The sequence below is a fragment of the Nostoc sp. genome (assembly GCF_036917675.1).
Lineage (GTDB): Bacteria > Cyanobacteriota > Cyanobacteriia > Cyanobacteriales > Nostocaceae > Nostoc.
Genome location: NZ_JBALCT010000053.1, coordinates 295,429 through 312,352 on the forward strand (window position 1 = coordinate 295,429; position 16,924 = coordinate 312,352).

2 protein-coding genes and 1 pseudogene are annotated in these 16,924 nt (G+C 40.6%); all 3 read right to left on the minus strand.

All coding sequences use genetic code 11. The annotated features are described in order from the left end of the window. Positions 1–174: 174 nt before the first annotated feature. Positions 175–5,604 carry an ATP-binding sensor histidine kinase gene (locus V7K31_RS21075; protein ID WP_335096617.1) on the minus strand — a complete coding sequence of 1,810 codons (5,430 nt, stop codon included), beginning with the start codon at positions 5,602–5,604 and terminating at the stop codon, positions 175–177. 75 nt (positions 5,605–5,679) lie between these two features. Then, positions 5,680–10,839 (minus strand): annotated as a pseudogene (locus tag V7K31_RS21080) (ATP-binding sensor histidine kinase). A gap of 73 nt (positions 10,840–10,912) precedes the next feature. After that, complete coding sequence (locus V7K31_RS21085; RefSeq protein ID WP_335096619.1) at positions 10,913–16,780, minus strand: AAA family ATPase; 5,868 nt, start codon at positions 16,778–16,780, stop codon at positions 10,913–10,915. Positions 16,781–16,924 lie beyond the last annotated feature (144 nt).

Below are 16,924 nucleotides of genomic sequence, written 5' to 3' on the forward strand. Positions count from 1 at the left end.
TGGGGTAAAAAGCATAATTTTTAGCTCGGCGATCGCTACCCTTTAAACCCATCATGATGTTTTTGTGCTGAAAAGTCATGGATCAAATTAAATATAAAACCTCACCCTGCCTTCGGCTTCCCTCTCCGAACTCACGGAGAGGGAATGAGGGTGAGGTTTGATTTTATATTACGCCTACCTACTTAATGTAATGACAAACTCTGTTCCTTGTCCCAGTACAGAGGTGCAGATCAGGTTGCCACTGTGGGTTTTTTCAACGATTTGACGAGTGATCGCGAGTCCTAATCCCGTCCCTTTATTTACAGCTTTTGTAGTAAATAAGTGGTCAAAAATCTTTTGTTTCACTGATTCATTCATCCCTTTACCATTATCAGCAATAGCAATTTTAACTAAATCATTTTCGACTGAGGTTGTAATTGTAATGCAGTTAGGATTGGCTTTAATTTGCTGAAAAGAGTGTCCATGATTAGATTCATCTAAGGCATCAATAGCATTAGCTATAAGATTCATAAATACCTGATTTAATTGGCCAGGAAAGCATTCAATTTCAGGTAGATTACCGTAATTTGTGACAACTTCAATCCCAGGACGTTGTTGATTAGCCTTGAGCCGATGTTTCAAAATTAAAATTGTACTGTCAATGCCTTCGTGAATATTAAACGGCACTTTGTAATCTTGATCTGCGCGGGAGAAAGTACGTAAACTAGTGCTGATATTTTTGAGGCGATCGCACGCCATCACCATTGAATCAATAATCTTGGGTAAGTCTTCTAAGCTATAATCCAAGTCAATTTTTTCGGCATGGTTGATAATCTCATCACCTGGATTAGGGAAACTTTCTTGATAGAGTTTTAAGTGTTTAACAATATCCACAAGGCTGGGTTTAGCTTGTTGAAGGCTGGCATAAATAAATCCCAAAGGATTATTCATTTCATGGGCTACCCCTGTAACTAAGTTACCCAATGCAGACATTTTCTCACTTTGGACGATTTGCAGCTGTGCTTGTTGTAAGTCTTGTAGTGCTTGCCCAGCTTGTTGATAAAGTTGAGCATTCTCTAGAGATATTGCTACTTGGGAAGACAGTAAGTTAATCACGCTGAGGCGATCGCTAGTAAATACCCCTTGAATCATTTGATTTTCTAGGTACAGAATCCCCACCAAATGCCCTTGATTAATAATCGGGGTACAGAATACACTTTGGGGTTGATGTGACAACATATATTTCCCAATTACCCCAGGAATATCTGTTTTACAATTGTCTATCACAACTGTTTGTTGAGTATTTTTGACGTAATTAATAATTTTTACGGGAATATCTTGACAATTGTCGAGTGGTTGTTTTTCCAGAATGGTTTGTATTTGATTATGAGCAATAAAAGTAATTGCTCGTACTTGCCAAGTATCTTCATCGGGAAGCAGCAGTACAGCTTTTATCGCGCCAGAGTTTTCTAAAATAATCCGGGTGAGACTGGTGATGAGTGTATTTAATTCCAGAGAACTGGAAATAGCTTGAGCCGCTTTCAGGGCAGAGGTAAAATCTAAAACGTCGGAAATATTGGTGCCGAGAGTGGGATTCGTGCGAGTAGATGAGAAAGTCTCATGAAAGTCAAGAGTTTCTTGAGGGTTGAGGTTAAGTCGTTGCTGTTGCAGGATGAGTTGAAGTAATTGGGGATAGCGTTGTTCTAGATCGGTAACTTTGGCTTTTGCTCCCCACCGGGAATAAGCATAGTAGGCTTGAATCAAATAATCTTTGGCGATGCGTTCTTTGCCCCATTGGAGGTAGAACTTCCCTGCTAGTTCGTTAGCGATCGCTTCTTCTTGAATATACTCGTTTGTTTTGGCTCCAGCGATCGCGCGATCGTAGTTTTCTATTGCTTCGGCTCTAGCCCCCAAGATCCGACACCGTTCTGCCATGATCAAGGCGCAGCGGTGAGCCTGATTACTCGGTGCATAAGCTGCCCACCCACTGAGTTTTTCCAGGTTGGTAGCAACCCGTTCTAGAATGCTTGATTGGTCTGTTTCGCTGGCATCTGGATAAAGCGCTAATTGTACTAGCGCATCATAGAAGTAAAAAAGCGGAACACTCATCAGTCCTGCCATTCCACGCAAATACTGGGCTGCTTTATTGGCATTTTCCAACGCTTGTTCATAGTCTTGGAACAGGTAGCAAAGTATCAGCTTATTGAAATAAACTTGGTGCAGTGCCGTTACTTCACCCGTTTTCTGGTAAAGCTGAATTATTTCACGCTCATCGCAGTATTCGCCAACCAATCGAGCTGGCTCTGTTGACGCCCCCAACAGATTCACGACTACCTGATGGTAAAGACTTTGCATGTGGAGATAGGTATGCTGGCGCAGTTGCTGCATTACCTTGCGATGTTCTTCCATCACTAGCTTCAGCGAAGACAGTTCGTGACCAGTAAAATAAGTATTATGGTCATACACCAGCAGGCTGAGTGCTGCAAGATTGAGATTACCAACTTCTAATCCACTGGCATAAGCTTGCAGTAGTCCTGCCAGGGAGGTTTTTGCAGGTTCTTTCCAGTGTTTGAAGAAGCAGTTAAAGTCAAAAAGGGCTGTGGCAACAAGCTTGGGTGAGTGAAGGTGTTGCAGAAGGTTTATCCCCAGCTGCCCAAAGCAATAGCCCGCTTCAATATCACCTAATATGGCAATCAACATTAACCCATAGAGACTGTAGCCATGAATTGAGTCTGGAGCATTTCCGTACTGCACCGATAGATCGAACTGGGCAAAGACGATCAGGGGCATCAGGTTTGGGGCAGCTTGATAAGCAGGCGACATGATGGTGGACAGAATCATCATTGCGGCTTTTTTGTCCGGCGCAGTCATTTCCGGTAAATACAGCAAAGATTCCATCGATCTGTTGCTGAGTTGGATTTGGGTGTGCTGGAGTGCCTGCCCAATGTCTGCCGGGGTAGGCTGTTCTGTCAAATGCACCCCCAGAGTTTCCAGTACTTCCCGCGCCAACTGCAACGCTTCTAAGAGTTGGTTTTGAGCCATGCAAGCCCGAATCTTCGTGTCGTAAACATTAACCCGATCAAGCCAAGAGCGGGCATGAGTGAGTACAACTTCAGCGAACTGCTCCATTTGTTCAAAGTTAGCGCCCAAGAAAGCACAATTAGCTGCATCTTCATACAGAACGAGGGCGAGAGTGTAGTGGCTCTGCCAGCAATTGCTCCTCAATAAAGAAATGCCCGTGTTGAAATAGTTTAAAGCCGCTCCATAAGCCGTTGCACTTTTAGCTTTCTGTCCAGCCATCAAGTTTAACTGCACGAGTTCCTGTTGCTCCGTCTGATCCTCAATCAGAGATATCCCCTTGTTGAGGTGATTGACGATCGCAAAAATCTGCTTATCTTGTTCACTCCCACTTGTTGCTTGTTGCAGCAAACGTCCAATCTGGAGGTGGGTAATTTGCTTTTTATCTTCTGGAATCAGGGAATACGCCGCTTGCTGAACGCGATCGTGTAAAAACCGATAAGTGGGATTGGCTACTGCATGATAAAGTGATGCCGTATCCAATTGCGTAAAGAACTTGTACATTTCCGTAGTCGGAATAATCAGCCCTTCTTGCAATGCCTTCCACAACTCTGTCGCCGCATCTTCTAGCGATTTTTCGGAAACGATCGCCAGGGTATTCAAATCAAACTGCGCCCCAATACAAGCCGCTAACTTCAACACATCCTGAGTTGGAATCGGCAATTTCTGTAATTGCAGTGCCATAAACTCGACCACATCATCAGTAATTGCCAAAGCTCTAACTTCAGCAATATCACATTGCCAATGGTGTGTTTCCCAGTCAAAAGTAATCTGTCCATCTTCATGCAGTGCTTTGATAAATTGCGTGGCAAAAAATGGGTTGCCTTTGGTTTTTTGGTACACCAATTCCGTCAACGGTTGAGCCTGGGATAATTGGCAATCCAGTGTATCTGCCAACAACTGATTCAGATCCACTAAACTTAACGCTTGCAAGCTGATTGTATTCACCGTCGCCCCAGTTTTTACTATTTCATCTACTGTTAAGATAAATGGATGCATCGAAGAAACTTCATTATCCCGATACGCACCCAAGACTAATAAATGTCCCGTATCTTCCATCAATAATTGCAGTAATTTTAGTGAGGCGGAATCTGCCCACTGCAAGTCATCCAAAAATATCACTAAGGGATTTTCAACGCTTGTAAAAACTTGCACAAATTTCTGGATAAGCAGATTAAATCGATTTTGGCTAGCACTCCCTGATAGTTCTGTGGCTGGGGGTTGAGCGCCAATGATCCGCTCTATCTCTGGAATGACATCGATTAAGATTTGTCCACTATCACCAACGGCTGATAAAATTCTGGTTTTCCAGGCTTGCAGTTGACTATCGGATTCACAGAGCAATTGCCCCATTAAGTCTCGGAAGGCTTGGACAAAAGCGCTAAAGGGGATGTTGCGCCCAAATTGGTCGTATTTGCCTTTGATAAAGTAACCACGTTGGCGCACAATGGGTTTATGAACTTCGTTGACGACGGCAGTTTTCCCGATTCCTGAAAAACCCGCCACTAGCATGAGTTCGGTGTTACCAAGACTTACCCGCTCAAAGGCATCAAGTAAGGTTTGAACTTCAGTTTCTCGTCCATAGAGTTTTTCTCTGATAATGAAGCGATCGCACACATCTTGTTGGGCAATTTCAAAGTTCTCAATCTTACTATTTTCTTGGATTTGAGTTAAACATTTTTCTAAATCAAATTTAATTCCTAATGCACTTTGATAGCGTTCTTCAGCATTTTTCGCCATCAATTTCATTACGATGTCACAGATAACTTGGGGAATAGTCAAACAAACCTCACCTGCCTTTAAAACCCTCTCCTTAGTAAAGAGAGGGTTGGGGTGAGATTTATTCAGATTTGGTGGAAGTTTTGCAATATGACAATGTAGCAATTCCATCGGATCATTTGACTCAAAAGGTAACTCTCCTGTAAGTAATTCATAGAAAGTTACACCTAAAGAATAAAAATCAGTCCGGTAGTCAATCCCTCGATTCATTCTTCCTGTTTGTTCTGGAGAAATATAAGCGAGTGTACCTTCTAACACATTGGGATTTATCAGTGTTTGCGTTTCCCGTGGTAGTAGAGATGCAATACTAAAGTCAATTAATTTTACTTGTTTGGTTTCGGGATTAATTAAAATATTCGCGGGTTTGATGTCTTTATGAATAATGCGTTGATAATAGAGTATATCTAAGGTATTGCACAGTGCGATCGCTATCTGTAAAAACTCTGTGAGATTTCGTAGGCTTGACCCTATTTCCCATTTTTTAAGAGAAATTCCCCCAAAGTCTTCCATCACCAACGCATAACCATTTTGGTAAAGTTCTAGGCTGTAGGTTTGGATAATTAGAGGTGAGTTGAGATTTTTGGCAATGGTGTACTGATTGCGAAACGACAAGAGTTCGCTAAAACTGGGATAAGGATTTTTCAGGAGTTTAATTACTATAGGTAACGAGTCAGTTTCTCGATACCCCCGATAAACTAGGGTTCTCGAACCATTGTACAGTTCTTCGTTAAGTTGATATCCGGGAATGCTGACTTTAGTGCTAACCATACTGCGCTCATGTTTAAGACTTCCAAATTTAGTGTTCCCGGATAGTGCAGTTGTTTACCAACAATCTTCAAAACTTTACAGTGGAATTTCAATAAAAAATTCTGTCCCCTCACCCAAAACAGAGTTAAAACTTAATTTCCCACTGTGGGTTTCTTCGACGATTTGACGAGCGATCGCTAATCCTAATCCCGTCCCTTTACCCACAGATTTTGTGGTAAATAGATGGTCAAAAATCTTTTGTTTCACTGATTCATCCATCCCCTTAGCATTATCAGCAATAGCAATTTTCACGCCTTCATTTTTCAGGGAGGTTTTAATTATAATTCGGTTAGGATTGGTCTTAATTTCCTCAAAACTCCGTCCCGTATTTGATTCATCCAACGCATCAATTGCATTTGCCAGAATATTCATAAATACTTGATTTAATTGTCCAGGAAAACACTCAATCTTAGGTAAATTGCCATAATCGCTAATCACTTCAATTGCTGGACGCTGTTCGTTTGCTTTCAGGCGATGTTTGAGAATCAAAATCGTACTGTCAATGCCTTCGTGAATATTAAACGGCACTTTGTAATCTTGATCGGCGCGGGAGAAAGTACGTAAACTAGTGCTGATATTTTTGAGGCGATCGCACGCCATCATCATTGAATCAATCATCTTGGGTAAGTCTTCTAAGCTATAATCCAAGTCAATTTCTTCAGCATGGTCGGTAATTTCATCACTAGGATTTTGTAAACTGTGTTGATATAGTTTCAAGTGTTCAAAAATATCTGCAACGGTGGGTTTAGCTTGTTTAAGGCTAGCAGAAATAAAGCCTAAAGGATTATTCATTTCATGGGCTACACCAGCAACAAGATTACCCAATGCAGACATTTTCTCACTCTGAACAATTTGTAATTGCGCTTGCTGTAAATCTTGTAATGCTTGCCCGGCTTGTTGATACAGTCGAGCATTCTCTAGAGAGATTGCTGCTTGGGAAGACAGTAAGTGAATGACGTTGAGGCGATCGCTAGTGAATACCCCTTGAGTCAGTCGATTTTCAAGGTAAAGAATCCCTACCAAACGCCCTTGATTAATAATCGGGGTACATAATACACTCTGGGGTTGTGAGGAGTGCATATATTCCCCTATTAACCCAATAATATCTGTTTTGCAATTGTCTATAACAACTGTTTGCTTGGTATTTTTGACGTAATGGATAATGTTTACGGGAATATCTTGACAATCATCTAGTGATTGTGGTTCAAGAATAGTTCGGATATCAATCTGGGAATTTGATCCATGATTGATAAAAGTAATTGCCCTAACTTGCCAAGTGTCGTCTTGGAGAAGAATTAGTGCAGATTTTTTCGCGCCAGAGTTTTCGAGGATAATCCGGGTGAGGCTGGTAATGAGTTGATCTAATTCCAGAGAACTGGAGATAGCTTGAGCTGCTTTCAGAACTGAGGTAAAATCCAGAACATCGGAAATACTGGTGCTACCATTGCTAGAAGTGCGAGTGGAAGAGGAAGTCCCACGAAAAGCAATAGTTTCTGAGGGGTTGAGGTTGATTCGTTGGTATTGCAGAATGGATTGGAGTAGCTGGGGATAGCGTTTTTCTAAATCTTCCACTTTGGCTTTTGCTCCCCAACGAGCATAGCAGTAGTATGCTTGGTGCATATATGCAACAGCCACTTTTTCTTTGCCCCAGTCGAGATAAAATTTGGCTGCTAGTTCGTTGCTAATTGCTTCTTCTTGGATATATTCGTTGGCTTTAGCGAGGGAGATGGCGCGATCGTAATGTTCCATCGCCTTGAGCTTATCTCCCATTACCCGCGCTGTTTCTGCCTCAACTAAGTCATACTTGTGCTGAAAATTAACAGGAGCATAGCCAGCCCAGTAGTGCATGAGTTTTTGGTTGGTAACTACCTGATTTAGCCAACATTCTTGCTGATCCCGATCTGCCGAAGGCAGTAGCGTTTCATTATCGCAGCTAGAATACTTTGCAAGTAAGGACAAAGAGTAGTAAAAGTTATGTCCCACAACTAATAGTAGACCAAAGGCTCCATCCATATACTCGGTGGCTTTTTCTGCATTGGTTGCAGCCTGTTCATACTGGCCAAAGGTATAAAGGATAGCTGTTTTGGCAACATAGATGGCAAATAGTGACTGATGATTGTGGGTGTTGTGAAAATGTGGCAGCATTTCTGTCTCATCAAAATCAATACCAGTCAGGTAATATTGCTGAGAGGATCGTCCGAGTAAGTTTAAGGTGACTTGCCTCCAAATCTGGGCATAATCAACACAATGTTTTTGTTTGAGTTTTAAAAGTAGATCAATATATTTTGCTTGCCTTTCTTCAACAGCATCTAGAGTTTCTCCAATTAACAATAAATGCGTACACTCAGCCATCATCGAATAGCTAGCGTGTTCGATATCTCCAACTTCTAATCCACACTGCATACTTTCCCGTAAAAATGTGAGTGTATTTCGACCATGCTCTTTGTAAGCACAGATAAAAACACCAAAATGCATATAACTTTTTGTACTGATTTCTTTACCGTGATATTGCTCTAATAGTTTTAAAGATATCTGACCTGAGTGATAACCAGTATCGACATCTCCGATTACAGCACAAAGAAATATACCATAACTTCCATAGGCAAAAGCAGCCAAGGATGAATGTCCCTGTTCAAGACAAAGATGGAGCATTGTCAGTGCTACTGACGGAAACATATCCGGTTTGACATGATGAACAGGAGGTGTAATACTAATCAGCAATCGCAGTGCAGCCAGAGATTCTGGATTGGTCATTTCTGGAACATTGGCTAAGTTTGTTAAAGTTGGTAGTTGAGCTAAACGATTCTCCTGCTCTAGATCAGGTGATCTCAACGAAATTTTTAACTGCTCCAGTGCTTTTAACCCTGTTTCAATGGCTTTAACTTGCTGATCTTGGGCAATATAAATCTGAACTTTCAGTTCATAAGCTTTAATTCTGTCCAATATCTGCGTAGTTTGCTGCAAGATCAGGTCTGTAAATTTGATAGCCTGTTCAAAGTTGATGTTTAAGTATTCTGCTTTTGCTGCATCTTCATACAGCGCTAGGGTGAGATCATACTGACTTTGCCAGCTATCTGCTGTTAGCAGTTCTATTCCTAGCGTTAGATACTCAATCGCAGCAGTGTAGGCAGTGGCAGCAATAGCTTTTCGTCCAGCTAACAGATTTAACTGAACAAGTTGATCTCGTTCGGTCTGTTGAGTAATTAACCTCAACCCCAGGTTTAATTGACTAACAATTTGAAAGATTTTCTCTTCTTGCTCACTTGGAGAAATATTACTTAACAGTAGCTGACCAAGTTTTAAGTGAGTACTCTGTTTCTGATCTTCTGGAATCAAAGAATAAGCAGCTTGTTGGACGCGATCGTGTAAAAATTTATAGGTGGGGACTTGAAAATTAGAATTTGAAGGGTTGGAATCAGAATCCTGTTCACTGTGTTGGAAAAATTTATAAACATCAGTAGTAGGTAAAAGTAACCCTTCTTCCAAAGCTTTCCACAAATCACCAGCCGTTTCGATTTGCGAGGATTCTGAAACAATTGCCAAAGTTGCTAAATCAAACTGATTGCCAATACAAGCAGCTAACTGCAAGATGTTTTGAGTTGATTGCGGTAGTCTTTGTAGTTGAAATGCCAGATGCGCTCTTTTGACTTCGTTATCACGGTATGCACCAATTAATAAAAGATGTCCCGTATCAGCCATTAATAACTGCATTAACTTCAGCGATGCTGAATCTGCCCATTGTAAATCATCTAAAAACATCACTAATGGATGTTCGACACTGGTAAAGACTTGGGTAAAGTTTTGGAATAATAAATTAAATCTAATTTGTGCTGCATTTCCTGATAATTATGGAGCCGATGATTGTTCACCAATAATTCTTTCTAATTCAGGAATGACTTCAATAATTACCTGTCCATTTTCACCCACAGCCTCTAAAATTTTGCTTTTCCATTGCTGGATTTTGGTATCACTTTCTGTTAATAGCTGCCCCATTAAATCTCGAAATGCTTGCACCAATGCACTTAAGGGTATATTCCGTTGAAATTGGTCAAATTTCCCTTTGATAAAATAACCGCGTTGTCTAACAATCGGTTTATGAACTTCATTAACAACCGCAGTTTTTCCAATTCCCGAAAACCCAGCTAACAGCATCATTTCAGTAGCACCCAAGCTGACTCTTTCAAATGCTTGAAGTAGTGTTTCTACTTCGTTTTCTCGTCCATAAAGTTTGTCGGGGATAATAAAGCGATCGCACACATCTTGTTGTGCAATTGGGAAACTCTTAATTTCACCAGTTTCTTGGAGTTGAGATAAACAATTTTCTAAATCAAATTTCAACCCTAATGCACTCTGATAGCGATCCTCAGCATTTTTCGCCATCAATTTCATCACGATGTCACAGAGAACTTGAGGAATAGGAAAAGAAACCTCATCCCAACCCTCTCCTTGATCAGCAGAGGATGCTTTATGCGGGTGAGGTTTATTCATATTTGGTGGAAGTTTCGCTAAATGACAATGTACCAACTCCATCGGGTCATTTGATTGAAACGGTAACTCACCTGTAAGTAATTCGTAAAAAGTGACACCTAAAGAATAGAAGTCAGTGCGGTAGTCAATCCCGCGATTCATTCTTCCTGTTTGTTCAGGAGATAAATAACCAAGTGTCCCTTCCAACACACTAGGATTCATCAATGTTTGAGTTTCCCGTGGGAGTAGGGAGGCAATACTAAAGTCAATTAATTTAACTTGTTTGGTTTCGGGATTAATTAGAATATTGGCGGGTTTGATATCTTTATGAATAATGCGATCGCGGTACAGTATATCTAAGGTATTGCACAGTGCGATCGCTAGAACTAAAAACTCTTGTAGAGACGCGATATATCGCGTCTCTATAGAGGTAAAATAATCTTTGAGAGAAATCCCTCCAAAATCTTCCATCACCAACACATAGCCATTTTGGTAGGGTTCTAGGCTGTAGGTTTGGATGATTAGTGGTGAGTTAAGATTTTTGGCAATGGTGTATTGATTGCGAAACGATAAGAGTTCGCTGAAACTCGGATAAGGATTTTTCAGTAGTTTAATCACTACTCTTAAGGAGTCAGTTTCTCGATACCCGCGATAAACTAGGGTTCTCGAACCATTGTAGAGTTCTTCACTTACTTGATATCCGGGAATATTGACAAGAGTGCTAATCATACTGCTAAATCCTTAAGACTTCTAGATTTAGTATTCCCAAATATCTGAGCTTGTTGAACAACAAAAGCAAAAATTATCCTGGAATTTCAATAAAAAATTCTGTCCCCTCACCCAAAACAGAGTTAAAACTCAATTTCCCACTGTGGGTTTCTTCAACGATTTGACGAGCGATCGCGAGTCCTAATCCCGTTCCTTTACCCACAGATTTTGTGGTAAATAAGTGGTCAAAAATCTTTTGTTTCACTGATTCATCCATCCCCTTAGCATTATCAGCAATAGCAATTTTCACGCCTTCGTTTTTCAGGGAGGTTTTAATTATAATTCGGTTAGGATTAGTCTTAATTTCCTCAAAAGTCCGTCCCGTATTTGATTCATCCAGCGCATCAATTGCATTTGCCAGAATATTCATAAATACTTGATTTAATTGTCCAGGAAAACACTCAATCTTAGGTAAATTGCCATAATCGCTAATCACTTCAATTGCTGGACGCTGTTCGTTTGCTTTCAGGCGATGTTTGAGAATCAAAATCGTACTGTCGATACCTTCGTGGATATTAAACGGCACTTTGTAATCTTTATCAGCACGGGAGAAAGTGCGGAGACTGGTGCTGATATTTTTGAGGCGATCGCACGCCATCACCATTGAATCAATTGCCTTGGGTAAGTCTTCTAAGCTATAATCCAAGTCGATGTCTTCAGCATGAGCGAGAATTTGATCACTCGGATTTTGTAAACTTTGCTGATATAGTTTCAAGTGTTCAACAATATCTGCAACGGTGGGTTTAGCTTGTTTGAGGCTCGCAGAAATAAAACCTAAAGGATTATTCATTTCATGGGCTACCCCTGCGACTAAATTACCCAATGCAGACATTTTCTCACTCTGAACGATTTGTAATTGCGCTTGTTGTAAGTCTTCTAACGCTGTTTCGAGTACTTGAGATTTTTCGGTTAATGCTGACTCAGCTTCTTTGCGTAAGCGAAGCTCCTCGTAGAGATCGCTAATATTAATAGTTGTCCCGACTAGGCGATAAGCTTTGCCCGTCTCATCTTTTAATGGACTGAGTGTGGTTAACCACCAAGTTTTCTGATCGTTAAATGTTAGACATTCTTCATAGGTGATAGGTATTTCAGTTTGGAAACAACGCAGATAATTTTGATATACTACTGCACCTTCATCACCATGTAATTCTTGTGGAGTTTTACCCAGGACTTCGGAAGCAAGTATACCAACCCCTAGTTCGCAGGATTTGCTCCATCCTGTGTACTCAAACCTACCATGATCGCGGATATCAATCACAAAGATGAGACAGCCAACACCTTCGTAAATACTACTGAGAAACTTTTCTCGCTCCTGGAGATGATTATATAATTGGGCATTTTCCAAAGAAATTGCAGCTTGAGTGCAGAGAAAATTTATCACAGAAAGGCGATCGCTAGTAAATACCCCTTGAGTTAGTTGATTTTCTAGATAAAGAATCCCCACCAAATGCCCTTGATTAATAATCGGGGTACATAATACACTCTGGGGTTGGATTCGGTGCATATATTCCCCAATTAAACCTGGAATATCTGTTTTGGAATTGTCTATAACAACTGTTTTCTTGGTATTTTTGACGTAATGGATAATATTTACGGGAATATCTTGACAATTATCTAGTGATTGTGTATTTGGGATAGTTTGTATTTCCTCATGCTCAATAAAGGTAATTGCTCCTACTTGCCAAGTATCATCTTGGGGAAGAATTAGTGCAGATTTTTTCGCGCCAGAGTTTTCTAGGATAATACGCGTGAGACTGGCGATGAGTGCCTCTAATTCTAGAGAACTGGAAATAGCTTGAGCAGCTTTGAGAACAGAGGTAAAATCTAGAATATCGGAAATAGTAGTACTGCTAGTAGTATTCGTGCGAGTAGATGAGGAAGTCCCACGAAAAGCAATGGTTTCTAGAGGATTGAAGTTAAGTTGTCGCTGTTGCAGAATTGGTTGCAGTAGTTGAGGATAACGTTTTTCTAAATCCTCCACTTTGGCTTTTGCTCCCCAACGGGCATAACAATAGTAAGCTTCTTGCATATATGCAACAGCGACTTTTTCTTTGCCCCAGTCGAGGTAGAACTTGGCGGCGAGTTCGTTAGCTAGGGCTTCTTCTTGGAGATATTGGTTTTCTTGAGCGAGTTGAATAGCAAGATCATAAAGTTCCATCGCATCTGTTTTCTGTCCGAAAACGCGACATTTTTCTGCTTCGACCAAAGAATATTTATGCTGGAAGTTCATGGGAGCATGATATGTCCATTGTTTCAGTTTTTGCTGATTGATAAGGACTCGCTGCTGCAATCCTTTTCGTTCTTCCTCACAAGTGTGAGGTAAGGCAGCAAGCTGGGTCAGCGAATCATAAAAATGAAAAATTGCTACCATGAAACAGCCAGCCACCCCATGTAAATATTGTTGAGCAGAGTCTGCCACTGCAATGGCTTCATGCCATTCTTGGAACAGGTAGCAAAGCATCAATTTATTAACGTACAGCGTACCGATGGCGTAAAGATCGTTGGCAGTTTGGTGCAAGGGCAGCATTGTGGCTTCATTATAGACTACACCTTGAAATTGCCAAGGGAGATGACTTTGACCGGCTGAAGTTGACGCTAAATTTAAAGTAGATTGATAGAAAACATTCAGATAGTTGTAAGCAACTTCCTGTTTAAGTTGAGCCAAGGCTTGACTATAAGCTGCCATTTCTTGTAACAAAACAGTTAGTTCTTTGCCTAAGAAAAAGGATAGGGAACAGTAATTGTAAGCACAATAAGCTGCATATTCTAAAGCACCCATCTCCAGACCACTGTGATATCCCTCCAGCAGAGGAACGAGAGATGCTTGAATTGGATATTTCCAGGGCTTTATAAACGGATACACCATATTAATCGTGCTGGCTTTGAATTCCTGACTCCGAGATTTTGCGAGGAGATCCAATGCCAGTTGACCTGCCTGATTCCCTAATTCAATTTCCCCATTGATGCAAAGAATCACCCCATACCAAGCATAAGCCAGCGTAGATACACTCGCATTGCCTTGTTGAATCGATAAGCAAACCTGTTTGCAGACGATCATTGGCAACAGAGGCGGAACCGCTTGATAGACTGCTGCTGTCACTGCTGCCAGAATTCGGATCGCTGCTAGGGCTTCAGGATCGACCATTTCAGGCAATTTCAGCAATTCTTCTAGTTGCTTTCCGTTCAAAAGTAACTGGATTTCTTGTAAACTTTGATTAATCTCTGCTGGGCTGGGCTGAGTTGGGAACACAATTCCGAATAATTCTAGAATTGTGAGAGCGGTTTTAATCGCTTCGGGTTGCTGGCTCTGCGCCACATAGGCGAGAATTTTTACTTCGTAGACTTTAATGGTGTTTAGCAAGTGTCGGGCATTGTGCAATACAGCATCCACAAATTGCTCCATTAGCTCAAAATTACCGCTCAGACAAGCAACTTCGGCAGCTAACTCATGCAAAGCCAAAGTCATGTCATAACAATGTTCCCAGCCTTCTGTAGTTAGCAGTTGAATGCCTCGATTTAAATACTGCATTGCTGCTACATAAGCGGTTGAAGATTTTGCCTTTTGTCCAGCTGCAAAATTGAGCATTGCTAGTTCGTGCCGCTCAGTTTGAGTAGTAATTAATGCGGCTCCCTGATTCAACTGGTTAACAATTTCAAACAGTTTCTCGTCTCGCTGCTGTTCGGGTGTGGAACTGAGTAACCGTTGCCCAACTTTGAGGTGCGTTAGTTGTTTTTGATTTTCGGAAATAAGGGAATAGGCAGCTTGTTGGACGCGATCGTGTAAAAATCTATATTTAGCTAATTGTTTATTGTTATTCTCATTTTTACTAACTAATTCATCATTAGTTTTTCCTTGATAAAGCTTATAAATCTCACTAATCGGTAAAATCAACCCTTCTTCTAAAGCTTTCCATAAACTAGCAGCCGTTTCAATTTCTGATTCTTCCGAAACAATTGCCAAAGTTGCTAAATCAAATTCATTGCCAATACAAGCCGCTAACTCTAACAGTTTTTGAGTTGATTCCGGCAGTCTTTGTAATTGAAATACCATGAACTTAACGACATCATCTGTAACTGCTTGCTGATTTATTTGTGTGATATCACATTGCCAACACCCTGATTCCAAGTTAAATTCAATTAATCCATCTTGGTGTAATGCCTTAAGAAACTGTGTAGCGAAAAACGGATTACCTTGAGTTTTCTGATATATCAATAGAGAAAGAGGCAAAGCTAAATTTTCTGAACACTTCAGCGTATCAGCAACTAATTGATTCACTTGCCCTTGACTCAGTGGCGCTAAACTAATCGTATTAATCGTGGCTGCTGTTTTTTGGATATCATTCAAAGTTAACATTAACGGATGTACTGGGTTGACTTCGTTATCACGATAAGCACCAATTAAAAAAAGATGCTTTGTATCAGCCATTAATAACTGCATTAAATTCAGTGATGCCGAATCTGCCCATTGCAAATCATCTAAAAACATCGCTAATGGATGTTCAGCACTAGTAAAGACTTGGGTAAACTTTTGGAATAATAAATTAAATCGATTTTGTGCCGCAGTTCCTGATAATTCTGTAGCGGGTGGTTGTTGACCAATAATTCTTGATAATTCGGGGATGACTTCAATAATTACCTGCCCATTATCGCCTACAGCCGCTAAAATCTTGGTTTTAAATCGCTGGATTTGAGCATCACTTTCTGTTAATAATTGCCCCATTAAATCTCGGAAGGCTTGCACAAATGCACTGAAGGGAATATTCCTCTGAAATTGGTCAAATTTCCCTTTGATAAAATAACCACGTTGTTTGACAATCGGTTTATGAACTTCGTTAACTACAACGGTTTTACCAACACCCGAAAAACCAGCTACCAGCATCATTTCTGTTGCACCAAGGCTAACTCTTTCAAATGCTTGGAGTAGGGTTGATACTTCTGTTTCTCTTCCATAGAGTTTATCAGGGATAATAAAGCGATCGCACACATCCCTACGCGCAATTGGGAAACTCTTAATTTCACCAGTTTCTTGGAGTTGAGATAAACAATTTTCTAAATCAAATTTCAGCCCTAATGCACTTTGATAGCGGGATTCGGCATTTTTCGCCATCAATTTCATTACGATATCACAGAGAACTTGGGGAATAGTCAAATCAACCTCACCCCAACCCTCTCCTTGGTAAGAAGAGGGTATCGAAGACAGGTGAGGTTTATTCATATTTGGTGGAAGTTTTGCAATATGACAATGCACTAACTCCATCAGATCATTTGATTGAAAGGGTAACTCTCCTGTAAGTAATTCGTATAAAGTTACACCTAAAGAATAAAAATCAGTCCGGTAGTCAATCCCCCGGTTCATTCTTCCTGTTTGTTCTGGGGAAATATAAGCGAGTGTACCTTCTAACACATTGGCACTGATAAGCGTTTGAGTTTCTCGCGGTAATAAAGATGCAATACTAAAGTCAATTAATTTTACTTGTTTGGTTTCGGGATTAATTAGAATATTCGCGGGTTTGATGTCTTTATGAATAACGCGCTGATGATAGAGTATATCTAAGGTATTGCACAGTGCGATCGCTATCTCTAAAAACTCCGTGAGATTTCGTAGGCTTGACCCTGTTCCCCATTCTTTCAAAGAAATCCCTCCAAAGTCTTCCATCACCAACGCATAGCCATTTTGGTAAGGTTCTAGGCTATAAGTTTGGATGATTAGGGGTGAGTTGAGATTTTTGGCAATGGTGTATTGATTGCGAAAGGATAAGAGTTCACTGAAACTGGGATAAGGATTTTTCAGCAGTTTAATCACTACTCTTAACGAGTCAGTTTCTCGATACCCCCGATAAACTAGGGTTCTCGAACCATTATAAAGTTGTTCGTTAACTTGATATCCGGGAATAGTAACCATACTGCTAAATCCTGACGATTTCCATATCTAGTATTCCCAAATGGGTGAAACAATTCATATTGGATATTTTTTTAATTGGAATCCCTTAAAAGCATATTTTAAAAGGTAGGGAATGTAGTAATAAAGCTCACTAAGTATCAACTG